Here is a 24,844-nt window from a genome sequence, read left to right on the forward strand (position 1 = left end):
ATGAAATTACACTTTCAATAAAGTAAAACGAACTTGAGAACCATCTTGCTGTATCGCTTGCATATGAATATCTATATTTTCATTGAAGTGCTCAGCACACCCTTGGATCAATCCAAAACACACATTAGAAAAACAGCGTGCAGAAATGTAATCCATCACCATTTCTGATTCTGTATTAGAAATAAAAACAAACTCTGGCGGGCTTGCTTGTGCATACAACTTCTTCACTTCAAGATGAATATAGCTTTCTACTTGTTTAATAAAATCAAACGTATTGGACGATTTACCTTCCAAACTTGGCATACTGTTATAAAGAGTAAGAAAAACCGACTTTCCATACACTTGTTGTAAATCTTCAATACTAATATTAGTTAATTTGCTTAATGATACAATCAACTTAACTAAGTCTTTATGATCATAAGTACCGACAGCGGTATACACACCCTCATCACAGCTGTCATCCAGCATTTTCTGACAGACTTCTAAGCCAAAAGTATCTTCAACTAACTCTAAAAACTCTGAAAAAATAATCCCTTTCATATTTGATCCTATTTACAAACTAGCTTTATCTAAGTGTAGGAAGTAATAACTAAATAAGGTAGGTTTATCTTTGATTTTAAAATGTAAATCTAACAAACAGATAATGCTACTGTTTGATATCACACATTGATCCCCCTAAAATACTGCATCAATCTCTGAGGATGCAGTATGAGTAATAAGTTGACTTTTCTGCTTCTGTTTCAGCATTTATCAAAATAAAGACACGACATTTAGCTTTAAGTCTATACACTGGCCTCAATATTTATAAAAGTTAGTATATAGAGCCCCCCTCTTATGAAGCCAACACTTCCATTAATGTCATTACTTACTCTTCTTAGCGGTTGCCAGCTAGAAAGCACTCTAGAACCAGAGGCTATTCAGTGCAGTAACAATGAGTTCTTATTGTCATTACCAGAAGACATTCCTGATTATCGTCACGCCATGGCTGAGTTTTCACAAATTGGTGGCGAAAACCCTCTTAATTCAATGAGTTTTGTCAGCCAATGCATACCTAAAACGTCTTTTAAAGACCTTGCCGAGAACAGCGCTAAAGCGATCTTATCTTCGAACTATAAAAGCACAGGTCAAGTCGTTCATTTTAGAATTAAAAGCAATGTTGCGTACGTAGAGCTCGCCGCTCATACCAACCATTGGGCGGGCTCTTCCGCTGCACTGGCTGCGGTAGATCCTATAATTAAACGTAATCTGTTTTTAAACAGTAAAGTTGAAGACGTTATCGTTGGTGAAATTACCGACTAATTTAGCTAGCACCTTCCTTTATTGGTAATATTATGCATAAAAATCATAGAGTCTTTGAAAAATAGTCATTTGCCTCATAGGCAGCCTTTCTCTACTATGCGCGCTCTTCTTTTTTAACCCTAAGAGCGCAGCATGTTTTCACAATCCATTTTCGCTCAATTGGTCAGAATGAGTGTGTTATTAGTTTTATCCCTTATTGCCGTTCATAACTCACCTGCTTTGTTGAATTTATTAGCTCAACAAGCCGTAAATAGTGGATGCCACCAGCAAACAGGTCAAGACGATAGCCATCAGCATTCTCATCATCACCATTAAGAGCACATTATGAGTATTTTTCGTTTTCCACCACTAGTATGGCTTGGGATCGGGATTTTAATTATCAGTCTAGGGATCAGACAATCATTCGGCATTTTTATGATGCCAATTTCAGAGCACTTCCAAACCGGTCGTGAATTTTTCAGTTTTGCTATTGCCTTACAAAACCTTTTATTTGGTATTTTCCAACCATTTATAGGCATGGCATCTGACAAATGGGGCTCAAAGCGCATCATTATTATGGGTGCTATCGCTTATGCAGCTGGCCTTGCTTTAACGTCTATTGCCACTGAATCAAGCATGCTTTATGTCTCTTTAGGGGCTCTCGTTGGTCTTGGATTAAGTGCAACAAGTTATGTGATCATTTTGGGCGCGGTTGCCAAAGTCGTTCCTGCTGAACACGCGGCAAAAGCCTTTGGCTTAACCACAGCAGCAGGTTCATTTGGGATGTTTGCTATGATCCCTGGTGCACAAACATTATTGCATGACTTTAACTGGCAAATCGCAATGCAAGTATTTGCGATGTTATGTGCATTGATGGTGGCTTTTGCGCTATTTATGAAAACCGCAAAACCATCATCACAAGGCACGACAGTAGAAGACACTCAAACCCTAACAGAGGCATTAAAAGAGGCCTTTTCACACAAGGGCTACTGGTTAATACACGCAGGTTTCTTTGTGTGTGGTTTTCATGTGATGTTTATTGCAACGCATTTACCTAGTTATTTGGCAGATAAAGACTTACCAGCCTCAAGCGCAGCAATGGCACTAGCTTATGTGGGTATTTTTAATATCTTCGGATCATATTTCTGGGGGATGATGGGCGATAAATTCAACAAGCGTCACGTAATGTCTGCACTGTATTTTGTTCGTACTGTTGTCATTGGTGCGTTCGTCACTTTACCTGTAACAGAGCATACGGCGGCTATCTTTGGTGGCGCCATTGGTTTCTGTTGGTTAGGAACAGTGCCATTAACCTCTGGTTTAGTTCGCCAAATATTTGGTGCTCGTTACTTATCAACCTTGTATGGTTTAGTTTTCTTTACTCATCAGGTTGGCAGCTTTTTAGGCGCTTGGGCTGGCGGTCGTATTTATGATTATTACGGTTCATATGAGCCAATCTGGTGGTCTACGGTTGTTCTGGCTTTCTGTGCGGCATTAATTCATTTACCAATTAATGATAAACCAGTAGAAAGGCTGAAATTACAAACCGCGTAAGTACGTTTCAGAACAAGGCAGCACACTACAACAAAGCCGATACCATCTATATGAGCATGTGTATCGGCTTTTTGTTGCCTGTTAGCTTTTATTAGTTAATATAAGCTTTCAAACTCAGGAATCACTGACTTTCCTCTTAACAAAAGAAAGTTTAGAAAGCGAGATGTCGATGTCGTAATGATTTTGTCTTCCGCAATCTCGTATTTTTCAAGCAATGTTATCGCAAGATCTAACCGTGCTATTTCCTCACAAAAATGAGCATCAGAGCCTGTTGTAAAATACACACCAATCTCTTTGCCTATTTCTACAATTTTATCGCAGCGAACATCACTTCCTTTACGGCTTTTCCCTGTTAGCGACGTATTATTTACCTCTATCGCAACGTTATACTCTTTTGCACACTGTAGCACTCGTTCAATATCAAATGGATAATTAGGGTTTCCTGTATGACCAAGCACATCAATACGCCCACTTTTAATCACATTAATCAAAGCAGCTGTATGTTCAGCCTCACTCGCTGGAGCAAATACAGGCTCATGAAAGCTAGCAATAACCCAATCGAGGTGTTGATCTGACGAGAGTGGGAGGTCTATTTCACCTTTCACATTTAATATATTCGCCTCAACACCACGAAGAATACCGACGTGATGAAGAAAACGGGGCAAAATTCTCTGATTATTGAAATACCAGTAATGAGGGGCACCCGGCATTTCTGGAGCATGATCAGTGGTGCAAAGCAGTTTTAGCCCCTTGTTCTGTGCAGAGTGTGCATTTTCAATGATCGTACTATAAGCATGACCACTCGCAAGAGTATGGGTATGAGTGTCTACAACGATATTCATGATGCTCTCCTACTGAATTTCAAACGACCCATTTTGATGCATATACAAATTTAAATTCGCTTTAACTGAATGCGTTAATACTTTCTCTACATTTACCGCGTCTGAATCCTCGTAAAAAGCTAAAGCCTCTTCTTCTGATACTCCACCTCGTATTTTACGATTAACTAACCTGTCCTTTAAGAAATTCGGATCAGTATCAATAAACACAGTAAAGTCAGCAAGCTTATGTAAATCACACCAAACTGGCTCATTGAGCAATAACCAATTGCCCTCTACCACCACAATATTCTGTTCAACTTGAATCGCATCATCAACCGGATCATGCAAGTTACGATCATAATATGGCCACTTTGGCGATTGAGTTTTTAACCTTTTCAACTTACTGATCAAGTCGGTTAAGTTAAAGGTTTCAAATCCACCTTTAATACTTCTTAATGAAACCGTTTCACCATTTCGTTGTGCAGTATTGCTTTCTAAGATTTCATTGGTGTAATGAAAGCCATCAAAAGGCAATACTTGTAATGGTTCTACATTTGGAAGTTGATGAGATAAGTGCTCCCAAAATGCGGCTAACGTTGACTTACCACTACCCGGAGGCGCACAGAGAAAAATAATGACTCGCTCTTCTTGCTCTTGGTACAAACGGGTAAATTTTTCGACTAACGGTTTATGAATCTTAGTAATGTCTTTATCTGGGAAAAATGCTTTTGTATCAAAACCACTAACGTTTAAATTCACTTTCATTACGAAACCTTATTGAGTGATTTCCTCTTCAATTTTTTCTAATAACATTTCACAAGAAAGCTTGAGAACGGTTTTTATTAGAGATTCATATCTCATTTGAGAAAAGACTTCAAAAGAAGAAAACTTTAACTGATTGATTGACTCAAGATAAAAGCTGTCTTGCTGTGTTGATAATACCGCTTGATTACTAATGAAGTCATAAATCACATCATCACCAAATGATACGTGATTAGGCTGACTCTGTGCATACTCTAAAACTTGTGCATACAAGCCTATGTCTGCATAAGTTTGTATTGAGATTTTTCCCATCGCCAAGACTAATTTAGATACCACATCAGTTGTCACAAGCGGACCATCTTCTTTTAAAAGTGGCTCGACCGCATGCTCCCTAACCAATTCATCTTGAACAAAGACTTTAGGGAGTAATGCTTTTAATTTGAGATTAACTAATTGATTAGACAGCACAAGAAAAGAGGTCGCATCCTCACAATCCTCTAGCGCTTCTAACAATTCAACTTTTTGTGACAAGGCTTAAACCTCTCTGTATGTGGTAACCCCTAGAGGCTACCACATAAAGTTAATAGAATTAAACGCTTAAGCTCACGTCGTAGAACTCTAGTAATGCTTTTTCTGCATGTTGATTCCACACATAATTATTCTTCGCTAAAATCACATCCAACTCAGCAAAAAATGAGTCTTGATCTGCAAGTGAAGCAAAATTATCAATGGCTGTTAGTGGTAAATCAATATGTGGATAAATCAGCTTTTTACCACCTGGAATATCCAACTGATTTAAAATGGTATGGGGCGCAGATTGTAAGCCTCCAACATGAGTAATCATGAACGAAGGGTTAATATTACCTTTAGCTGATAATTCTAAAGACTCCACCATATCACCTGTAGAACCGCCTGATGTTCCCACAATATGCGTTGATTCATAGTGCACGTTATAGAAATTAAATGGCACTTTAAACTCTTTATCCGTAGGTCCTGCAAAGAAATTTAAGCAACCATCGTTACCTAAAAGGGCATCGGCCTGCTCTAACACTTGTGCAACCGCAGCATATACCATTACATCATCATACCCTTGATCATCGTTCAGGGATTTAAGATAAGTAACCGGATCTTCCATTTCTATCGTGTTGACATAAATCAGTTCAATACCTTGTGCTTTTGCTGCACTAACAGGGATCAAACTTTCAGCACGGGATAAGCGATCTTCATCAATATCCGTAACCACAATTCGTCTTGGTTTTACTGACCCATTAATCGCATAATCAATCGCACCTATCCCCATAGGCCCCGCACAAGCAAGTAACGCCAGCGTTCCCCCTTCCTTGATACCCATATGATGCTCATACACAAACTGCGTGGTGTGATAACTTGCGTGGAAAGCACCAATAATGCATGACATTGGCTCAGCCAAAGAGGCATCGGCGTAATATGAACCGTCATAAGGCAATACGCAGCCTAAATCGATAGCAATTTTAGGAATGATAGAATACGTTGCATTTCCACCAAAAGTTTCATAACTATAACCCGCAGAATAACCTGTTGGTAAACCCATTGCTGGTTGAAGTACAAAAGAATCACCCGCTTTAAATTGATCTCTTAAATTTTCACCAACTTCAACAATTATTCCTGCATATTCATGACCTGTAATAACAGGAACTTCATCAATATTTTCTGGTACTCGCTTATGTTGACTACCAAGTAATGCCGCTTTATATGTTGATAAACATACGCTGTTTGAAATATTTTTTACCAGTAATTCGTCGGTAGAAATTGACGGTAATTCAAATGTTCTTAATTGGATGTCTTTCTCACCACAAATAACCGCAGCTGTTGTTTGTACCATAATTTTTTCTCCTACTTGGGGGACATACCACCCCCCAGAAATAAATATTGTTAAGCCTGTTGTGTCTCAATCGTATTGAGTAACTCGTTAAGTGCAGGGTCATTAAGAAAGTTGGTAATCGTAATCACAGGTAATCCTGTCGCTTTAATTGCACGCTCTTCTAAACTTTCATGAGTTACAACAACATCCGCATCACTTGGTACTTTTTCTATCGCAAAGTTTTTAACCTCAATGTCATAACCCGCTTTAACTAATTTTCTCTTAAAGGTTGAAGCCCCCATTGCGCTTGACCCCATTCCCGCATCACAAGCAAAAGCGACAAATTTAATTGGTTGTGCTTCTGCTTTTTCTACTGATGCTTGAGGCTGTGCTTTACCTTCGGCTTTCATGTCTTTCATATCGATAACCGATTGCTCAAACTCATCTTCAGATTGTTCTTTCTTGCTCATTTTAAGAATCGCACTAGCAACAAGGAATGAAACAACCGTGGCACTTACTACACCCGCAAGCATCGCGATAAAGCTGCCTTTTGGTGTTAATGCTAAATAAGAGAAGATAGAGCCCGGACTTGGACCAGCAACCAAGCCAGCATCCAGTAAATTGAATGTTGCTATACCTGTCGCGGCACCAGCAATCATGGCTACAATCATAATTGGTTTCATTAGTACGTAAGGGAAATACAACTCATGAATACCACCAAAGAAATGGATAATAATCGCACTAGGTGCAGAGCGTTTACTTAGCCCTTGACCAAATTTGGCATAAGCTAACAACATACCTAGGCCTGGTCCTGGATTAGATGCCACCATGAAGAAAATAGATTTACCCGTTTCCGCTGCCGCTTGTAAGCCAAGTGGGTAATAAATACCTTGGTCGATAGCGTTATTTAAAAAGAGAACTTTTGCAGGCTCATTAATGACTGCAAGTAAAGGAAGGAAACCTGTTGCTACTAGTGCTTCGATGCCTGATTTTACAAACAAGTTAGCGGCAGTGACCGCTGGACCAACAATTTCATACGCAATCAAACAGCAGATCATACCGATAATGCCAAGCGAGAAATTATTCACTACCATCTCAAAACCTGATGGGATTTTATGTTCAACTCGTTTATCAAACTGAACAATCGCCCACGCACTCACAGGCCCCATGATCATTGCACCAACGAACATCGGAATATCAGCACCCACGATGACACCCATTGTACCGATAGCACCAGCAACAGCACCACGCTTATCACCGACTAGCTGACCACCGGTATAACCGATAAGTAGTGGCAATAAATAAGTAATCATAGGTCCAACAATTTCACCAAACTGTTCATTTGGCATCCAACCCGTTGGAATAAATAACGCAGTAATAAAGCCCCATGCAATAAAGGCCCCTATATTTGGCAGTACCATCGCGGTCAAATGACCTCCGAAGGCCTGTACTTTTGCTCTAGCGTTCATGAGATATCCTTTCTTAATATGCTTTAATAATATCGAGCACTTCTTTTTTTGAAGTAGCTGCGGTTAATTTGGCAATGTTCTCTTCATCTACTAGCATTTCACTCAATGCTTGAATAACTTCAATATGGGTATCTGAATCTTTTGCGGCTAAGGTGAGTAATATATTGGCAGGACCAAGATCTGAGCCAAATTCAATGCCTGATGGGAATATATGAATACCTAATCCTGTTTTTAATACTCCAGTTTCAGGACGAGCATGAGGCATGGCAATACCTGGACAAAGTACGTAATATGGACCATTATCATATGTGGATTGAATAATGGCATCAGCATAACTTACCGTAACGTATCCTTTTTGTTCTAAATAACGTGTTGTGGTTTTTACTGCGTCTTCCCACGCATCAATATTATGATTAACAACATCAATTAAATCATGATCAATTAAATCGTATAGCATGAGCAAGCCTTCTTCTTAGTTTGTATTTGATGTTGTTATTATCAATATAAATGAGGTATCTCAGCAATAGGCTGAATATTGTGAAATAAGCCACACTTTTCATTCAGTCAAGCTAATATAAAGAACCGCCACCTCAAATATAGAAAGTAATATAAGAACAAATTTTGTTTTAACTACATAGCAATAGATAAAGTAAGACAAGTAACACATTTCAGTAATTTTCTTTTAAATTTTCAATTAAGACATTAATCACACTTAGGCAATTGACACTTCAAAATATGTGATAAAAAACTTCTTTTATTTCTGCTAAATACGAATTCCCTTTCATATCTTAAGTGATCGAAATCACCATTCTTCTTTTACTAGCTAATTATGTTATTTTCTTACCTAAACATTCGGCATCACAATATTGCAATAAGATGAAATAAATTATAAGAATATAGAGTTAAGTCGCAAATACCTCCCCCAACATTATCTTAAATTTAAGAATAGGGGCAAAATACACAAAATATGTATTTACTTATTACCATTCATTCTTTCTTTATATGTAGTGTGTTAGATATTATGTTGATTCTTCCTAGAGCCTCACTCCTATATGCTGTATGTGTCTTTATGTCTTTTTCTGCAGTTGCAAACATAGAGCAAGAGTTTGATGAGCTTGATGCGCTGTTAAATATGCCTTTAGATTCACTCACTGAAACAAAAGTTGTTACCGCAACCAAAACCTCTTTAAGCTTGTCGGACGTCCCTGCGTCTGTTCATGTCATTACCTCAAAAGAGATTGAACGTTCTAGTGCTCGCTCAATTGCCGATGTCCTTATTCTTGCTCCCGGTCTTCATGTCGCTAAATTCTCAGATTATGACTGGACAGTCTCTGCTCGTAGTAAAAACCAAGGTGAAAACAACACACTATTAGTAATGATTGACGGAAGAAGTACCGTCAACCCGATGTACTCTGGTGTTAATTGGGATACCTTGCCTGTAAGCCTAGATAATATTGATCGCATCGAAGTCGTCTTAGGGTCAGTAGGCACCATATGGGGAGGAAATGCGGTTAATGGTGTTATTAATATCATCACAAAAGATGCAGAAAATGCGCCAAAAGCTCAAGTGAGTGCAGCGGTAGGTAATTTCGACTATAAAGAATTTAAAGCACATCACAGTGGCCAGATAAATGACTATACCCATTTATCTGGCTATATCGAATCTTTACAACACTCACCCTTTACCGATAAAGACCCGCATTTCAATGAAATTCGCCACTTAAAAGTATTAACCGAGCGTTTTGGGATGCGTGCGGATTACCAAAACCAACAAAATACCGTCTCAATGCAATTTGGCGGGATCCGCTCTCGTGAAGATTATCAATGGTTGCAATACACGCCTGCTTTTTTAGACCCAGCATCACATCAAAATGATTACGATGCTTTCTTTACTGAAATGAACTCTCAAGAGCTCTTTGCCGGCTTTCAATACTTACATGACAAACTAGATGGTGACCAATGGGAAAATCAACTTTGGCTCACTCACAGTGAATCAGATGGCACCAATGAACCTGCCAGTTTTACGCGTTTCGATTTAGATACTCGATACACATTTAATACTCAAGATTTTGGGGCGCTAACCATTGGAGCCAACGCCCGTATTATTGATGAGGAATACGCTCAATTCACAGAAAAAGAGCAATACTTTTCACCTTATGTACGCACTATTGAAGATCATGAGTTCTTAAACCAAAGCTATGGTATTTATACAAACTGGAGCATTAACGTAACTGACAGCACAGAAGTTACCCTTGGCAATCGCATACAATATGCAAACATTACCGAAGAGTGGTATTCACAACCACAAGTGCGTGCACTGCAAAAGTTAACGGATAATCAACGTCTATGGATGGGCTGGGGTCGCGCAGTGATTACGCCTTCTCGCTTAGAGTTAGATACTCAGTTTCAAGAAAACTACTCTTGTAGTTCATGTGGTTATTATGACCCTGCAACAGGCAGCGTTTATGACAAGCCTGTAAATGGTACGATAGGCCCTGTTGATTATCTTCAAGCCTATAAATATTTAGGTAATCGTGATCTAGAAATGGAATCCGTTGATACGTATGAAATTGGATATCGTTATTGGCAAGACAATCAATTCCAATTAAGTATGAGTTTATTTTACAGCCAACATGATAATGTTCGAGCTTATAAAAACCTTGGTGGCTATGTTTATACATCATCTGCTGGCTCTGATACTTCAATTGGAACTGTAATTCATGATATGTATGCCCAACTAATCGACCCTCTCTCCCAAGAAACCATGGGCGGAGAAATCAGCGCTCAGTGGAGACCTATTGATGTGTTGCAAGTTAACGCTAATTACAGCTACAAAACCATTAAAGGGGATTGTACTGGGTCTATCTGTGGCTCAAATGACTTACCTGTTTTAGACCTAGAAAACACTCCAAGCCATTATGCCACTTTGCATATTATGTGGGACATCCATCCAACGGTTTGGGTCTCTTCTGTTGTTAACTATGTTTCAGCATCAGAGCCTGATGAAGCGCTTATTGAGGCCTATAAAGACTATGGTGATGACTACTTAGTATGGCCAGAGATCATCACTCTTGATATGTCGGTTAACTGGCAGCACAAACCAACATGGCCAAGCATAAAAGTCAGCGCAGAAAACCTAGGCAGCGATCAACTAAAAGAATACCCAGAGCAATATGGTCCCTTTGCTAATGGTACCCAATACTACGCTGAAATCAGCTGGAACTTCATATAGCTATGCTAAATACAAAAGCACAGGCAAGTTCATTTAACTCTTTGTTTTACAGCTTACGTTGTAAAATCATGGGCTGCCTGTTGCTTTTACTTATCTGTTTTCCTCTAAAAGCAAATGATAGCAACATCCAAGATCACAACCTAAAAGCAGTCTATCTTTTTCGATTTGCCTTTTTAACCACTTGGGGTGAATTTGCTCCAGCTAGTAAACAATTCAATTTTTGCTCAGCAGCAGAATTAGAGACGAGTAATACCTTACAAACACTCATAGAAAAAAAACCTGAACGAGCAAAATTCACACCGTACACCTCTATAAAAGAACTAGAGAAAGAAACTTGCCATCTCATTTATCTTTCAACTCAAAGCTCTAGTGTCATTCAGCAATTAAAAACGACGCAACCACACGCACTGCTCATCGGTGACGGAAAGCCATTTATTCAATCTGGCGGAATGATTGCATTTATTAAAGTAAATAACAGAATTAAACCTTTGATCAGTTTAAATAATATTAAGCCAACCGGATTATCTATTCGTTCGCAGCTACTTTCAGTGTCAGAAATAGCAACCAATGAGGATAAATTATGATTCAGCATTGGTTTAGCGCATTACCGTTGCGTAAAAAGGTCATTTATCCTATCTGGACACTATTAACTCTCAGTAGCCTTGTTCTTGGTGCCAGTGTTGCGCATTTTGTCGGTATTACTCACAGTGCTAATTTATATACAAGAACGTCCATTCTTGCCCAAGGGATCGCGAGCAACCTATCTGGTGCTTTAATCTTTAATGATAAAGAAACAGGGTTAGACCAAATGAACGCCCTCTCTTTTGACCCAGAAATCATTGCTGCTCACGTTGAACATGTAAATAATGAGCCTTTTGCAAAACTGGATAATTTACCAGAAAGCTGTCAGTGGAAAGATAAGGCTATTCATTGCTCTGACTCTGTTTTCTTTGCTGTGACCCATCCAATTACACTAGATAATGAGCATCTTGGTAATCTAACAGTATGGGCATCCAAAGATAATATGTTTAAACAGCGTAATCAAATCATCGTTATTTTCTTAATTACCTCAATAATACTGTCTGTTTTAGCGCTTATTTTCGCTCATGGATTACACAAACTAATTGCCACGCCTTTGTTGTCTCTATTTCATTCAATGCAAGGGGTTATTAAGAAAGGAGTTACCAATAAACGCCTTGATGTTTTACACCCAGATGAAATAGGCATGGTGACTCACTGCTTTAATGAAATGCTCGATAACCTGAGTCATCGAGATGATTTATTAACTCAAGCATTCCAAAGTTTAGAGGATAGAAACCACTATATTAATCAAGTTCTTGACTCTATAGAGCAAGGTTTAATCGTCATTTCACCGAGTAAAGAAATTACCTATTACAACCCTGCGGCCCATCTGCTTTTTCCTGAGATTGGTAATCAAAGCTATAATAATAATGGTTCTTTAACGCCTAACTGCATACTGCATACTGCATACTGCATACTGCATACTGCATGAGTTTGAGCCAAGCGCACGTATCAACGAATTATTACAACATATTGAACAGCATAAACGTTTGTTACCCGTTATTATCCGCCATCAACTTACTGGCGTACGCTATCAAATCTCATCATACCCAATTTCAGGTGAACAACACTCATTACTGCATATTGAAGACATCACTACACGCTATGCTGCAGAGCAACGTCAACGATTAGCCGAAACCATTTTTGACCAGAACCCAAGCTCTGTTGTCGTTCTTTTACGCGACATGAGCGTTGAAACAAAAAATACGGCCTTTATTCGTTATTTTGGTGATATCAATAAATTAAACCAATTAGTTGTTCGCCACCCTGTTAAATTTTCTTATCGCATCTTAAAGCAATTACTCACTCGTGGTTCTTTTCAAATCAAAACCGATGTGTCTAGCAACGGAGAGTGGCTACCTTGCTTAATCACAATTAAAATCATTAAAAATAGCGAAAACAAAGTAGAATCTTTTGTTGTTTCCATTAATGATAAAACACAAGATGTAAAATTAAAGCAATTGAGATTTGAAGCGAATCATGACGCATTAACGCATTTAGCCAATAGGCAGAATGCTCATCAAACTCTTCTTAAATATCAACAAAGTAATACACCGGTTTATATTTTATTCCTTGATTTAGATGGCTTTAAAGCCGTGAATGATACTTATGGTCACCAGTGTGGTGATGACCTACTTAAGATAATTGCACAACGATTAAAAAATAGCGTCTCTAAAGATGATTTAGTGGCCCGTTTAGCGGGTGATGAATTCTTATTAGCATTTACTTTGACAAATGATGAAGAACAAACACATAACCATATACATATCGTTTTAAATCGAATTTTAGATACGATTAATCAACCAATCATAATTAATCATTATGAACCAGTAATCTCAGCAAGTATTGGGGTATATTATTGGAAAGCGGATGAAAACGTAAGTGTTAAAGCAGCACTTAATAAAGCAGATAAAGCCATGTACCGTGCAAAAATATCAGGAAAAAATCGATACCATATCGCTTAATGGTATCGATATCATTTACTCTTTAATCACTCTCTCTTTTAAGCATAGAGGGAGTGAATTCAGAACAGGTTGTCCCTTCCTCTTTTTTCGCTTCATACATGGCAATATCTGCGTACTTAATCAGCTCCTCTCCATGCTGTGCATGATCAGGATAAATAGCGACACCCATACTCAGCGATATACTCATAGGTTCAGATCCTATAATGACTGGAGAGGTAAACTGATCTTGTAACTTTGATGATAATCTCTTCACGCCAGAATGTTGAGCAATCTCTTGACCTATAATTAAAAATTCATCGCCACCTAATCGATATACATTATCTCTTCGTCGTACCGCTTTAACCAACAATTGCGAAGTTTTAATCAGAACCTCATTACCAACATCATGGCCAAGCGTATCATTAATCTCTTTAAATTTATTTAAATCAATAAAGTAGATTGCAACCTTAGAATGAGTTCGTTCAGCGTGTTGCAGCGCATACTGAAGATCTTCATTCACCATTGTTCTATTTTTAAGCCCAGTCAACTCATCATGATGCGCTTTATAAGTTAACGCTTCTGTTTTTTCATGGACAATTTCATTCATTTTAAAGAAAGCAGATAAAAGGTTACCCATCTCATTTTGTTCAACGATGTCGGCAATATCTAATTTTTCACCTTGTTGCATTTTTTTAGTACTAGAAAGTAATAAATGAAGGGGATCGAACAAATTTCGCTTCATGAAAAAGAGAGTCGCAATGGCTAAAAAAGCCAAAAATACCATTTGTAGTTTAATGAAGGTCACTAACTTACTGCGATTTTCTTTATAATCACCCTTACGCTTTTCTAATAATATAAGCTCAATATTAATGAACTGAGTTAAGTCTTTTCTCAAATCATCCATATACGCTTTGCCTTTGTCTTCTCTGACAATAACGAGCGCTTGAGCCTGTTGGTTATTTTGCGCTAATTCAATTGTTTCTTTTAACTCATCGAACTTCAGTTGCATCACTTCGGAAAGATGATCAAGGGCAGCTTGCTGATCTTTGTTATCTCTAGTCAGTTGGTATAAACGCTCTAAGATATTTCGAGCTTCAGATTCGCCCATATAATATGGCTGAAGATAGCTGACGTTATGGGTTAATAAAAAGCCTCTTTGCCCCGTCTCAGCATCTTTAAGACTACTGAGTAGTTTTTCTGAATTTGTTATTACATCATGAGTATGAATAACCCATTCAAGTTTTTTATCACCATAGGCCTCTAACTTAAATGTCAGAATTGAACTGGTAATAGATACTGAAAACAGCACCAATAAATATAACGCTAGCTTTAATCGAACACTCATATCATCCATGACCTTTTACTGCGAACCACTATAGTGAATAGTAGACGTTATAAGAAAAAATGCCAAAACTCTTTTTAATAAATGGCTCAATATCAATCTTTAGAGGTAATAAATTTATTAATCGCTCAGTTATTAACGCATTAAAGTAACTAAGGTTGACAAGCTTTCGCTATAAACTCAATAAAGGTTCTTAATCGTTTGGCTTGATAGCGGTCACGATGATAAAGGGCTGAAAAGTCGACACTTGGTATCCCCCACTCCTCAAATACTTGCTCAAGCTTGTTATCATCTAACTCTTGCTGACAATAAATTAGTGGAACACGAATAATTCCATTACCTGCTAGCGCACCAGATACCAATACGCGACCATTTTTACACTGTAAATTGCCTTTCACGGTAACGTCATAGTGCTCTTTATTTTTAAGAGATTGAAAATGCCATTTTCGTACCGACCCCGTTAAGCAATGATGCTGATTCAGCTCTTTTGGGTGAGTTGGCCTTCCACGTTGAGCCAAATAAGAGGGGCTTGCTAATGTTCCCATTTCAATGTTCAACAGCTTTTTAGCGACAAATCCTGAATCTTCAAGGGCTCCCATACGAAACGCAATATCAAACTCTTCTTCGATTAAATCAACACGGTTACTACTGAAATCTAAACTCACCGATACATCAGGATATTGCTGCATAAAATCATTTACTAGCTCAGCAAGAAACACCTCACCTAAATAACCACCAACACAGTTTATTTTGATCTCTCCTTGTACTTTTTCGACATCATCTACAGCAGATAACAACGCTTGGTCTATAGTATGAAGAGCTTGTTCACATTGATGATAAAAATGCTTTCCGGCCTCTGTTAAACGAAGCGTGCGCGTTGTTCGTATTAATAAAGTCACGCTCATCTGTTTTTCTAAGCTACTTATCTGACGTGATACGTGAGAGCGAGAAACATCAAGCGTTTCAGCGGCTTTAGTAAAATTGCCTAAACGAGCAATAAGAACAAAAGATCGGATATCGGTAAGGTTAATATGATTAATCATAATTTAGGCACCATAAAGTAAATACGGCCTATTGTTGCAGTACAGCAACAGAGTTTCAAGTAAATGACTATATATCAACAATACGAGTCGCAGTAATATACCTCCATCGCAACGAAGCAGGGTTCTGCATTCGATTGTTCATTGAATTTATTGAGGAAATAGAAGATGAAAAAATTAGTTGTTATTACAGGTGCAAGTTCTGGTATTGGTGAAGCAATCGCACGTCGTTTAAGCGATGAAGGCCATCCTCTGCTTCTTCTTGCTCGTCGCATTGACCGCCTTGAAGCGCTTAACTTACCAAACTCTTTATCTGTAAAAGTAGATGTTACAGACAAAGACTCTTTTGATGCAGCAATCGCTCAGGGTGAAGCAAAATTCGGCCCTGTTGATGCGCTAATAAACAATGCAGGCGCTATGCTTCTTGGTCAAATTGACACACAAGATGCACAAGAGTGGAAGAGAATGTTTGATGTGAACGTTATTGGCCTTCTAAATGGTATGCAAGCGGTTTTAGCACCTATGATGGCGCGTAACACGGGTACTATTATCAATATCAGCTCTATTGCTGGTAAGAAGACATTCCCAAACCATGCGGCTTACTGCGGTACTAAGTTTGCGGTTCACGCTATCTCTGAAAACGTACGTGAAGAAGTGGCTTTATCAAACGTTCGCGTAACTACAATTGCACCGGGTGCAGTTGAAACTGAGCTTCTTTCTCATACCTCTTCTCAAGAAATCAAAGACGGTTACGGCGAATGGAAAGAAAGCATGGGTGGAGTTCTAGCTGCTGATGATATTGCACGTGCAGTATCTTTTGCTTACCAACAACCTCAAAACGTATGTATCCGTGAGATTGCTCTAGCTCCAACTAAGCAGCAACCATAGTAGGTACTAACTTACTTAGCGAAATCATCGTTAAATATTAAATACAAAAAAGCCAAACTTGGATTACCCAGTTTGGCTTTTTTATTTCTAGCGAGAAACCATCTTCAATTAACAGCCGTTCATTTGGCTATAATGATTAACGGCGGTAGTTACCACCACGGTTAGAAGTACGTTCTTTATGAGCAGATGCTGCTTTTGCTTGTGATTTTAAAATCGAATCAACCGTCAATTCCATTGGCTCTTTTGGCTCAAGACCGTGTGGGAAAGTACGTGAACGTGGCGGCTTATCAAACTCAAGGTTAGACGCACGTGGCATACGCTTAAAACGGTATAAGTAGAAGTTTTCTAGCTTCTCTCTCGCCCATTCTGTTTTCTTTAAGTATTTAACACTACTTGCGATCGACGGGTTGGTGTTAAAGCAATTTAAACGCATTGCAGTATCTAGAATTTCCCAGCCGTAAAAATCAACCAACTCTTGCAGTAAGATTTCTAACTTAAGACCGTGTAATGGGTTGTTTTGTTGCAGTTCAATTCTTTCTTCATCAGTCATCATAACGGATATCCTAAGTGTTAGTTGTTCAAACAGGGTGAATAGGCGCCGAATTATACAGGGTTATCACTCAAAATATAGTATTAACCCGTGAAATATAAGTAACTATCTTTAGGGTGATTATAACGTAAAAAACCAACCACAATAACCCTAAGGCCATTGTGATTGGTGAGTAAAAATAAACTCAAAGACAGTATTTATTTATGCGTGGTTTGGTGCTGGCTTAATCTTAAATAAAATCGCGTACATTACTGGCACTACAATCAAGGTCAGGATGGTCGCAAAACCTAAACCCGCCATAATCGTAATAGCCATTGAGCTAAAGAACGCATCAAACAATAATGGAATAAGCCCTAGTATTGTCGTTAACGCCGCCATACTCACAGGACGAACACGACTGATCGCACTGTCCACTATCGCAATGTACGGGTCTTTACCTGATGACAATTCAAGGTTGATTTGATCAAGCAATACGATACCATTTTTCAAAATCATACCGCTTAAACTTAATAAGCCTAAGAACGCAGTAAAGCTAAACGGCATGTTGGTACTTAACAAACCAAACGCGACACCAATGATAGAAAGCGGAACCGTAAACCAAATCACTAACGGCTTTTTAAACGAGTTAAACAGCAACATTGTGATGATAAACATGAACAAGTAACCCATTGGTAGTGAACCAAATAGAGATTCTTGTGCATCTTTTGATGATTCATATTCACCACCCCAGGTAATCTCATACCCTTCTGGTAACGGCATCTCTAACACTTTTGGCTGAACACGCGCTAACAAACTTGCAGGTGTATCATCACTTAATAAATCGTGATCGGCCATGACCGTAATAGTACGTTTTCTGTCGCGACGCTGGATAAGAGGCTCACTCCAATCTAGGTTCACACCATCAATCACTTGGTCTACTGGAATGTAGCTTTGTAGTGATGGACTCCAGATCTTCACGTTTTGCCGTGATTCAAAATCCACACGCTCTACTTCAGGCAAACGCGCCACAATTGGTAGAGTATGTGTACCATCGCGCAGCATTCCTAATGTATTACCACCAAATGCCATTTGCAGCGTATTTGATAAGTCTTCTTTTGAGATCCCTAAACGACGCGCTTTCGATTCATTAAACTCAGGCGTTAACTCTTTAGTACGTTCACGCCAATCGTGTCGAATGTTTCTTGAGCCTGAATCTGTCGCGAGAATATCTTCAACATCAGTCGCTAAATCACGCAGAATTTGAGGATCAGGCCCTGAAATACGAACTTCGATCTTAGACGCAGGAGAAGGGCCAAATTCCATCATTTTGAATTGGAATGTCGGCTTCTCAAAACGTTTATCTAATGAGTTGGTTAGGTTTTCTAACAAGCTAAACATTGATTCACGATCTGTGGTTCGGATCTGAAACTGTGCATACGCTTCATAGCTTTTTTCTGGTTGGTAAGTTAGCGCAAAACGCTGCATACCTTGACCAATCGACGCTGAAACAAATTCAATGTTATCTTGCTTATTAATGTAGCTCTCAACCGCTTCTGATTGCTTAATTGTCTCACGAATATCAGTGCCTTCTGGCATCCACATATCGACGTAGAACATTGGCGTGTTTGATGCAGGGAAGAATTGCTGCTTCACATTACCAAACGCCATTACCGCAACAACAAGTAAACCCACTAGCGATGCCACGGTTAACCAACGGAAACGTAATGCTAATTTAAGCGATGAACCAAACGCAGTAAATAAGAACCCTTTGTACGCGTCCTCTTCTTCGCCCGTATTTTTATCTTCTTCTTTCAATAACAAGTTAGCTAAGAATGGCGTGATTGTAATAGCCGTTACCCAACTTAAAAACAGTGAGTAACACAACACCCAATACAAGTCGCCCATGAACTCGCCAGTGGCATCTTCAGATAGACCAATCGGAGCAAATGCGGCAATCGCGATCACTGTTGCGCCCAATAAAGGCCACTGTGTTTGTTTTACAATGTCCGCAGCTGCTTGAACCTTGGTGCGTCCTTTTTTAAGGCCAACTAAAATCCCCTCAACCACTACAATGGCATTATCTACCAACATCCCTAGCGCAATAATTAATGCACCCAATGAGATACGATGAAGGTCAATGTTGTTGTAGCTCATTAAGATAAACGTGCCGAATACGGTCAGTAGTAACACCACACCAATAATTAGGCCGCTTCGCATACCCATAGCGAACAGTAGAACCACAATAACAATCGCGACCGCTTCACCTAAGCTGATGATAAAATCACGAACTGACGTATCGACTTCTTGCGCTTGGTTATAGAAATAACTTAGTTCAAGTCCCGCAGGTTTGATCGATTCGAGATAAGCTAATTCGTCTTGTACACGTTGACCAACCTCAACCACGTTTACACCAGAAGCGAACGATAAACCGATATTTAACGCATCTTTCCCGTTAAATCGGATCACATTGCTTGGTTTCTCTTGCGTGCCACGGCTAATGGTTGCGACGTCTTTTAAACGAATTAGATTGCCCGTATCACGACCATGAATAATCAAATCTTCTAACGATTCAATCGTGGTTAACGTACCGCTTGGACGAATGGTTAAGCTCTCGCCATTCACCAATACTTCACCCGCCTGCACCACATTATTTTGTTGGTTTAATAGGCCAGCTACGGTGTTCATGTCTAGATTCAGTGCCGCTAAGCGATCGAGTGAGATCTCAACAAACAGCATTTCTTGTTGATCGCCCGCGATAGAGACTTTACCCACACCATCAATCAGTTCTAATTCGCGCGTTAATGTATCAGCATAACGTTTTAACTCTACATAGTTATAATCGTCACCCGTCAGCATCATCATTACGCCAAACACGTCACCAAAATCATCTATGATCTGTAAAGATTGAACCCCTTGAGGCAAAGTTGGTTTCAAATCATTAATTTTACGACGCATTTCATCCCAAATCTGTGGCAACTCATCTGGACCGTAATCCATCTTCATGCTCACCATGATCTGCGACATCCCATTAGACGACGTCGATGTGATTTTATCTATATAAGGTAATTTACGGATCGCTTTTTCTAACGGGTACGTTAACTCTTCTTCAACTTCTTTTGAGGTAGCCCCCGGATAAGTCGAGATGATCATCGCATCTTTAATCGTAAAAGCTGGGTCTTCTAAACGGCCTAAATCTAAAAATGAGGTGATTCCACCAACGGTTAAAATAACAATGAATAGCCAGCTAATGACTTTGTTTTTTATTGAATATTCAGCAATGTTCATTATTGTTGATTCTCCACTAACGTTACCTTTTTACCTTCGCGTAATTTTCGTAAACTTGAGTCGGCAAGAACATCACCTTGAGTAATACCAGAAGCCACAATTGCCCCTTCACCGTTAATTTGGCGAATGATTACTGGTACTTTAACCGCTTGTCCATCACGTATGATCCAGACATAAAACAGACCTGCTTTTTGACCCGCTTGCAATACCGTCACTGGAACATGGTAGCCATCAATTGAGGAGATCCCGGCTTCTACCATGTCCACATTCACCGTGGCACTGGTACCAGGCAAAATCTCAGTACTCGGTTGAGGCATGGTTAAATACATCTCATAGGTTTGAGTTTGAGCATTTGGCTCACTCGTGTGCTCTAAGTACTCCATAGAATAAGAATCTGATAAACCAACAAATGTAGTCAACGGATGGTAAGAGTTTCGATTGGTTTCAGGATTTATCATGGCTAACACGTTATCTGAAAGATCAATACGCACGTACACTTTATCGTTTTGATACAAACTCAAAATTGGCTCGCCTGCCGCTGCTCGCTCAAACTGCTCTTTATAAACATCAAGCACTTTGCCGCTAAATGGCGCAACAAGATGAGTATAAGTTAATTGGTTTTGTGCTGAACGATACGTCGCTTGCGCCAGTTCTCTGTTCGCAAATAACTCATCAAGTTCCGCTTTTGAAATCATAGCGCGGCGGTTCAATTCTTTACCGCGTTGGTACTGTTTTGACGCTAACGAATACTGTGCCTTAGCATCATTAACCGCTTGTTTTACCTTGCTATCTTCTAGTTTTGCAATAAGTTGGCCTTGTTTAACCACATCTCCGGCTTTAACTAAGACCTCTTGGATCTCACCGGTAACTCGAAACGCAATCGGTGTTTGCTCAGCAGGAACCACTTGGCCTTTAAAAGAGCGAAATTGTTGGGTCACAGGCGAACCAACTGTAAAGCCAGAGATATAAAGTGGTTCACTGATTTCAGTTACCGTTTCTTCTTGGCAACCCGTTAACATAAAGAGGCTCAGTACCAATAATGAATATAATGAACGCTTCATTAAATACCTTCCTCACGCTGCCATGCTTTTACTGTTTGACCTTCAACAAGGCTATCAACGCCGGCAATCACAACATAGTCATTCGCGTTTAAGCCTGATATCACCAACCCTTGCTCGTTTAACGGTAACGTCGCTTTAGTGACGGTGTTTGTTTCTTCATTCATTAACCACACTTGCCCTTGGTTGGTGTTTTTACTTACCCACGCACTTTGGGGAAGTTGCAAATAATCAGAGCTTTTCTGTTTGGGAATATGAACTTGTCCCGTCATGCCCGTTAATAAATTGCGCCCTTCTGGCAAGGCCATCGTTACAATCGCTTCATAACTGTTCGTGTCTAAATTAGGCTGCGTTGAGATCTCTTTAAATCTACCATTAATTTGATTGTTAGGCTCATTATCCATGGTTACCCACATATCACTGCTAATTAATGCCGGAATAGAAACTGAGTCTACGTAGCTAATAGGTAAGGTTACCGACACATCCAATGTTGAGTTATCAATCAGATTTAAAATCTCTTGCTTCTCACCCACAATTTGATGTGGTTTTACGTAGGTATACGAAATAATGCCAGAGAACGGCGCATGAATTTCGGTATAACTTAAATCCGTTTTTGCTTGTTCGTAATTTGCCAATGCCGCTTGATATTGTGTCTCACGCTGATCGTAATCATTGGTACTAATAAGCTTCTTACCATACAAACTTTTCGCGCGACTCCATTGTGTCTTAGCTAATGAAAACTGTGCTTTCGCTGCATCCAATGCCAGTTGTAAATCATTTGGATCTAATAACGCCAATAACTCACCTTTAGTTACCGCTTGTCCCATTTTAACTTTGATATCAGAGACTTCACCACCTACTTGAAATGACAACTGTGCTCGATATGTCGCATCAATACGCGCAAGAAACGCATCAGAATCAGCAACAGCGAGATCTTTTACCGACAATAGTTTCACAGGCTTAACTGTCATATCTGTGGTTTCAGATATCGCTTTATTGCATCCCGTCAACATACCCGACAAGCTTAATACAACAACAGCTCCTAGGAATGTGCGCTTTATATTTTGTTTTCGCACAAGTATCTCCACTCATATTATTTACTACACAGCCGTGCAGTATAGTTTTAATTTGAAGTAGATCAATATATTTTACACCCGTGCAGTAAAATAGTTGAAAAGTGCATTTTTAAGTACGCGTTAGGCGCTGAACTTGGTATGCTTAAGTCATAAATACGCATTCGGCTGCTCAGAAATCAAAGCGATTAGCAACAATTAATGCGTATATATTGGTAATTAAGAGCACAAACTAAGGGTGAATAATGACAGAGAAAAAGCAGGGAAAAAGAAGTACCGAAGCTGCTGAACAAACAAAATGTCAAATCTTAATGGTTGCGGCAACGATGTTTGGCGAGCTAGGTTACGAGCGTGTATCACTGCGTAATATCAGTGAAAAAGCGGGCGTTTCCCACAGTCTTATTCGTCATCACTTTGGTAGTAAAGATATGATTTGGAAGGCAATTTGTGATGCCTGTGATAAACATATGCAAAGCTACTTAGATGCCATTATCGATTCGCTGCCAATTGATAAAACACCCAGCTATCGTATTTACCTATTCATTACTAAGCTGTCTGCGTTTACCTTGATGAACCCACAGCCAATTAAAATGATCGCTGATGCTATTCGCCAAGACGACAACGCATTACTTGAGTACTTCTTAAAAACTAAGTGCGAGTTTGAAGCGATATTTAAAGATCTTTTTGAAGAGTACAATGAAGCCAACCCTGATGGAAAACTCGATATTTGGGAAACTAAATGGCAAATGCTGATTTTTGCTCATGGTGCATCAAGCTTAACTCCAATGATGTCTGAAACCTGGCCACAATTTGCAGATAACCATGAAAAACTGTTACTGCAACATTGGAACCTATTTAATCAAATCATGGTTGCTAAGTTCTCAGTGGCGAAAGAAGATATGCTTTGTCCAACTGAACTTTGTGAGTTATTAATTGATGTAGAATGCCCACTAGAACATAAGATTAAGGTGTAATTATTTAAGTGGGAGAAAAGCAAAAAAGATAATAAAAAGAAGGTTTTTTATTATCTTAATTCAAAAGCAGTATCAAATTTTCTCTTGCTATAATTTTTACTTTACACATTAGGAGCAATAACCAAAACGGCAATAATAGCTGCAACTAATGTACGAGGAATAAGAACATCTTTATCAATTTTCATCAAATAACTCCGGTTTACCTATCATTTAAATAAATCTAATTTTTCATTAAAGATGAATGAATTAGACTCTAATCAGGTAATACTATGATGCTTGATAACGAGAAACTATCGGTCACTGACTATTCTATGTATAGTTTTTATCTATGTATTTATTGATGCAGTTCACTTAGCCTAGCTTTAATCTGCTCACGTACATATTGATGCGTTTTATTGCTTATATTACGGCGATGATAAATAAGCTTAATTTCATACGGTTGAAGTGGAAAAGGTGACTCCAATACCTTTAGGCCGAGCTCTTGGGCTAAACCAAACATACTTTCAGCCACAATACAGATCGCATCCGTGTGTCTAACGCTTAACAATAAATTAGATGGCCCACTGACTTCACGAACAATGTTACGCTCAAATATCTCATCAGGACGCGTTTCAAATGCCCCCATGTTCTCATTTTTCAGTTTAAGCATGACATGCTCAGCTTGATTAAATTGCTCTAAACTTAATGAATTCCCAGTAATACTTGGGTGATCGCATCGACACGCAAAGGCGATATCCAATTTACCTAAACTCTCACTCACAAAGGTATAGTCCGTCACGGTAATATCATCAATCAAGATATCGACTTCACCCGAGCGAATTTTATCAAGCATTTGGTACTCAACCGCTGGGCTTTCTGTCAGCAACGCATCGTCCATATCAGGCAAAGATTGCAATACGATTTCTGGCGCGCTGATTATCAAACGACGTGGAGATTCCAACGCCACCACCAATTGCTCCATTATCGGACGCACTTGATAGGCTAATGAATGGGCTGCATCGGTTGGCTCTAGAGATCGTCCTATTTTTAGAAATAACGGTTGCCCGTAACTCTCTTCAAATTTTTTAATCGCACTGCTCATTGAAGGCTGAGTAATATTCAAATGATCCGCGGCTTTTGTCACGCTACCAAAGTCATACACCGCTAAAAAATGTTTGATAAAATTTAAATTCAT

23 protein-coding genes are annotated in these 24,844 nt (G+C 39.1%); 9 read left to right on the forward strand and 14 right to left on the reverse strand.

The features are described 5' to 3' along the window. Nucleotides 1-6: 6 nt before the first annotated feature. Nucleotides 7-540, reverse strand: a complete 534-nt coding sequence (locus PVK70_RS06250; protein ID WP_130046768.1) for a heme NO-binding domain-containing protein — start codon at nucleotides 538-540, stop codon at nucleotides 7-9. Between the two features lie 294 nt (nucleotides 541-834). Here PVK70_RS06250 and PVK70_RS06255 point away from each other — a divergent pair, with 294 nt between their 5' ends. From PVK70_RS06255 to PVK70_RS06265, 3 genes are all read left to right on the forward strand, one after another. Continuing rightward, nucleotides 835-1,299, forward strand: coding sequence for a hypothetical protein (locus PVK70_RS06255; protein WP_130046769.1), 465 nt, complete (start codon nucleotides 835-837; stop codon nucleotides 1,297-1,299). 132 nt (nucleotides 1,300-1,431) lie between these two features. Then, nucleotides 1,432-1,614, forward strand: a complete 183-nt coding sequence (locus tag PVK70_RS06260) for a hypothetical protein (protein ID WP_130046770.1) — start codon at nucleotides 1,432-1,434, stop codon at nucleotides 1,612-1,614. 9 nt (nucleotides 1,615-1,623) lie between these two features. Next, nucleotides 1,624-2,832 carry an MFS transporter gene (locus PVK70_RS06265; RefSeq protein ID WP_130046771.1) on the forward strand — a complete coding sequence of 403 codons (1,209 nt, stop codon included), beginning with the start codon at nucleotides 1,624-1,626 and terminating at the stop codon, nucleotides 2,830-2,832. A 95-nt stretch (nucleotides 2,833-2,927) separates the two neighbouring features. Here PVK70_RS06265 and PVK70_RS06270 read toward each other — a convergent pair whose 3' ends face one another. Genes PVK70_RS06270 through PVK70_RS06295 form a run of 6 tightly spaced genes read right to left on the reverse strand, consistent with a single transcriptional unit; the run spans nucleotide 2,928 to nucleotide 8,181 of the window. After that, on the reverse strand, nucleotides 2,928-3,674 hold the full coding sequence (locus PVK70_RS06270) for a phosphatase (RefSeq protein WP_130046772.1): 747 nt from the start codon (nucleotides 3,672-3,674) through the stop codon (nucleotides 2,928-2,930). Between the two features lie 9 nt (nucleotides 3,675-3,683). Beyond that, nucleotides 3,684-4,418 (reverse strand): nucleoside/nucleotide kinase family protein, encoded by a 735-nt coding sequence (locus PVK70_RS06275; protein ID WP_122032429.1) that lies wholly within the window; start codon nucleotides 4,416-4,418, stop codon nucleotides 3,684-3,686. A 9-nt stretch (nucleotides 4,419-4,427) separates the two neighbouring features. Then, nucleotides 4,428-4,946 carry an MltR family transcriptional regulator gene (locus PVK70_RS06280; protein ID WP_130046773.1) on the reverse strand — a complete coding sequence of 173 codons (519 nt, stop codon included), beginning with the start codon at nucleotides 4,944-4,946 and terminating at the stop codon, nucleotides 4,428-4,430. 58 nt (nucleotides 4,947-5,004) lie between these two features. Beyond that, nucleotides 5,005-6,276, reverse strand: a complete 1,272-nt coding sequence (locus PVK70_RS06285) for a zinc-binding dehydrogenase (protein WP_130046774.1) — start codon at nucleotides 6,274-6,276, stop codon at nucleotides 5,005-5,007. Between the two features lie 50 nt (nucleotides 6,277-6,326). After that, entirely contained in the window at nucleotides 6,327-7,724 is a 1,398-nt protein-coding gene (locus tag PVK70_RS06290; RefSeq protein WP_130059991.1) for a PTS mannitol transporter subunit IICB, read from the reverse strand. Between the two features lie 13 nt (nucleotides 7,725-7,737). Beyond that, the gene (locus PVK70_RS06295; RefSeq protein ID WP_130046776.1) at nucleotides 7,738-8,181 is read right to left on the reverse strand and encodes a PTS sugar transporter subunit IIA; all 444 of its coding nucleotides are present in this window, start codon (nucleotides 8,179-8,181) and stop codon (nucleotides 7,738-7,740) included. Nucleotides 8,182-8,745: 564 nt separating this feature from the next. On the opposite strand from PVK70_RS06295, the gene PVK70_RS06300 reads away from it, so the two are divergent. The 4 genes from PVK70_RS06300 to PVK70_RS06315 are packed head-to-tail and all read left to right on the forward strand — an operon-like array spanning nucleotide 8,746 to nucleotide 13,502. Further along, a complete protein-coding gene (locus PVK70_RS06300; RefSeq protein WP_130046777.1) occupies nucleotides 8,746-10,956 on the forward strand; it encodes a TonB-dependent receptor plug domain-containing protein in 2,211 nt (736 codons plus the stop codon). Between the two features lie 2 nt (nucleotides 10,957-10,958). Continuing rightward, nucleotides 10,959-11,540 carry a YfiR family protein gene (locus PVK70_RS06305; protein ID WP_130046778.1) on the forward strand — a complete coding sequence of 194 codons (582 nt, stop codon included), beginning with the start codon at nucleotides 10,959-10,961 and terminating at the stop codon, nucleotides 11,538-11,540. Continuing rightward, nucleotides 11,537-12,469, forward strand: a complete 933-nt coding sequence (locus PVK70_RS06310) for a CHASE sensor domain-containing protein (protein WP_242504722.1) — start codon at nucleotides 11,537-11,539, stop codon at nucleotides 12,467-12,469. The genes PVK70_RS06305 and PVK70_RS06310 overlap by 4 nt, the downstream gene beginning before the upstream one ends. Nucleotides 12,470-12,527: 58 nt before the next feature. Next, complete coding sequence (locus tag PVK70_RS06315) at nucleotides 12,528-13,502, forward strand: GGDEF domain-containing protein (RefSeq protein ID WP_242504723.1); 975 nt, start codon at nucleotides 12,528-12,530, stop codon at nucleotides 13,500-13,502. Nucleotides 13,503-13,524: 22 nt separating this feature from the next. On the opposite strand, the gene PVK70_RS06320 is transcribed toward PVK70_RS06315, so the two are convergent. Then, nucleotides 13,525-14,826 (reverse strand): diguanylate cyclase domain-containing protein, encoded by a 1,302-nt coding sequence (locus tag PVK70_RS06320; protein WP_130046779.1) that lies wholly within the window; start codon nucleotides 14,824-14,826, stop codon nucleotides 13,525-13,527. 149 nt (nucleotides 14,827-14,975) lie between these two features. Further along, on the reverse strand, nucleotides 14,976-15,866 hold the full coding sequence (locus PVK70_RS06325) for a LysR family transcriptional regulator (protein ID WP_274441290.1): 891 nt from the start codon (nucleotides 15,864-15,866) through the stop codon (nucleotides 14,976-14,978). 165 nt (nucleotides 15,867-16,031) lie between these two features. Between PVK70_RS06325 and PVK70_RS06330 the strand changes: the two genes are divergently transcribed. Beyond that, nucleotides 16,032-16,751 (forward strand): SDR family oxidoreductase, encoded by a 720-nt coding sequence (locus tag PVK70_RS06330; protein WP_130046781.1) that lies wholly within the window; start codon nucleotides 16,032-16,034, stop codon nucleotides 16,749-16,751. 136 nt (nucleotides 16,752-16,887) lie between these two features. On the opposite strand, the gene PVK70_RS06335 is transcribed toward PVK70_RS06330, so the two are convergent. The 4 genes from PVK70_RS06335 to PVK70_RS06350 form a co-directional block, all read right to left on the reverse strand. Beyond that, on the reverse strand, nucleotides 16,888-17,304 hold the full coding sequence (locus tag PVK70_RS06335; RefSeq protein ID WP_130046782.1) for a VF530 family DNA-binding protein: 417 nt from the start codon (nucleotides 17,302-17,304) through the stop codon (nucleotides 16,888-16,890). Nucleotides 17,305-17,502: 198 nt separating this feature from the next. Beyond that, nucleotides 17,503-20,565: an efflux RND transporter permease subunit gene (locus tag PVK70_RS06340; RefSeq protein WP_130046783.1), complete on the reverse strand. Its 3,063-nt coding sequence runs from the start codon at nucleotides 20,563-20,565 to the stop codon at nucleotides 17,503-17,505. Then, nucleotides 20,565-21,626: an efflux RND transporter periplasmic adaptor subunit gene (locus PVK70_RS06345; RefSeq protein WP_130046784.1), complete on the reverse strand. Its 1,062-nt coding sequence runs from the start codon at nucleotides 21,624-21,626 to the stop codon at nucleotides 20,565-20,567. Before PVK70_RS06345 ends, PVK70_RS06340 begins: the two co-directional genes overlap by 1 nt. Then, complete coding sequence (locus PVK70_RS06350; RefSeq protein WP_130046785.1) at nucleotides 21,626-22,699, reverse strand: efflux RND transporter periplasmic adaptor subunit; 1,074 nt, start codon at nucleotides 22,697-22,699, stop codon at nucleotides 21,626-21,628. The genes PVK70_RS06345 and PVK70_RS06350 overlap by 1 nt, the downstream gene beginning before the upstream one ends. Before the next feature lie 242 nt (nucleotides 22,700-22,941). On the opposite strand from PVK70_RS06350, the gene PVK70_RS06355 reads away from it, so the two are divergent. Continuing rightward, nucleotides 22,942-23,670 (forward strand): TetR/AcrR family transcriptional regulator, encoded by a 729-nt coding sequence (locus PVK70_RS06355; protein WP_130046786.1) that lies wholly within the window; start codon nucleotides 22,942-22,944, stop codon nucleotides 23,668-23,670. 334 nt (nucleotides 23,671-24,004) lie between these two features. Here PVK70_RS06355 and PVK70_RS06360 read toward each other — a convergent pair whose 3' ends face one another. Then, complete coding sequence (locus PVK70_RS06360; RefSeq protein ID WP_130046787.1) at nucleotides 24,005-24,844, reverse strand: LysR family transcriptional regulator; 840 nt, start codon at nucleotides 24,842-24,844, stop codon at nucleotides 24,005-24,007.

This window comes from Aliivibrio sp. A6 (assembly GCF_028765505.1).
GTDB classification, from domain to species: Bacteria; Pseudomonadota; Gammaproteobacteria; order Enterobacterales; family Vibrionaceae; genus Aliivibrio; species Aliivibrio finisterrensis_A.

Excerpts from the sequence above, each read along its gene's own strand:
- PVK70_RS06340 (WP_130046783.1), bottom strand. The coding sequence starts at position 20,565 with ATGAACATTGCTGAATATTCAATAAAAAACAAAGTCATTAGCTGGCTA.
- PVK70_RS06290 (WP_130059991.1), bottom strand. The coding sequence starts at position 7,724 with ATGAACGCTAGAGCAAAAGTACAGGCCTTCGGAGGTCATTTGACCGCG.
- PVK70_RS06250 (WP_130046768.1), bottom strand. The coding sequence starts at position 540 with ATGAAAGGGATTATTTTTTCAGAGTTTTTAGAGTTAGTTGAAGATACT.
- PVK70_RS06310 (WP_242504722.1), top strand. The coding sequence starts at position 11,537 with ATGATTCAGCATTGGTTTAGCGCATTACCGTTGCGTAAAAAGGTCATT.
- PVK70_RS06330 (WP_130046781.1), top strand. The coding sequence starts at position 16,032 with ATGAAAAAATTAGTTGTTATTACAGGTGCAAGTTCTGGTATTGGTGAA.
- PVK70_RS06300 (WP_130046777.1), top strand. The coding sequence starts at position 8,746 with ATGTTGATTCTTCCTAGAGCCTCACTCCTATATGCTGTATGTGTCTTT.
- PVK70_RS06325 (WP_274441290.1), bottom strand. The coding sequence starts at position 15,866 with ATGATTAATCATATTAACCTTACCGATATCCGATCTTTTGTTCTTATT.
- PVK70_RS06360 (WP_130046787.1), bottom strand. The coding sequence starts at position 24,844 with ATGAATTTAAATTTTATCAAACATTTTTTAGCGGTGTATGACTTTGGT.
- PVK70_RS06265 (WP_130046771.1), top strand. The coding sequence starts at position 1,624 with ATGAGTATTTTTCGTTTTCCACCACTAGTATGGCTTGGGATCGGGATT.
- PVK70_RS06305 (WP_130046778.1), top strand. The coding sequence starts at position 10,959 with ATGCTAAATACAAAAGCACAGGCAAGTTCATTTAACTCTTTGTTTTAC.
- PVK70_RS06355 (WP_130046786.1), top strand. The coding sequence starts at position 22,942 with ATGACAGAGAAAAAGCAGGGAAAAAGAAGTACCGAAGCTGCTGAACAA.
- PVK70_RS06295 (WP_130046776.1), bottom strand. The coding sequence starts at position 8,181 with ATGCTATACGATTTAATTGATCATGATTTAATTGATGTTGTTAATCAT.
- PVK70_RS06320 (WP_130046779.1), bottom strand. The coding sequence starts at position 14,826 with ATGAGTGTTCGATTAAAGCTAGCGTTATATTTATTGGTGCTGTTTTCA.
- PVK70_RS06335 (WP_130046782.1), bottom strand. The coding sequence starts at position 17,304 with ATGATGACTGATGAAGAAAGAATTGAACTGCAACAAAACAACCCATTA.
- PVK70_RS06275 (WP_122032429.1), bottom strand. The coding sequence starts at position 4,418 with ATGAAAGTGAATTTAAACGTTAGTGGTTTTGATACAAAAGCATTTTTC.
- PVK70_RS06255 (WP_130046769.1), top strand. The coding sequence starts at position 835 with ATGAAGCCAACACTTCCATTAATGTCATTACTTACTCTTCTTAGCGGT.
- PVK70_RS06285 (WP_130046774.1), bottom strand. The coding sequence starts at position 6,276 with ATGGTACAAACAACAGCTGCGGTTATTTGTGGTGAGAAAGACATCCAA.
- PVK70_RS06260 (WP_130046770.1), top strand. The coding sequence starts at position 1,432 with ATGTTTTCACAATCCATTTTCGCTCAATTGGTCAGAATGAGTGTGTTA.
- PVK70_RS06345 (WP_130046784.1), bottom strand. The coding sequence starts at position 21,626 with ATGAAGCGTTCATTATATTCATTATTGGTACTGAGCCTCTTTATGTTA.
- PVK70_RS06270 (WP_130046772.1), bottom strand. The coding sequence starts at position 3,674 with ATGAATATCGTTGTAGACACTCATACCCATACTCTTGCGAGTGGTCAT.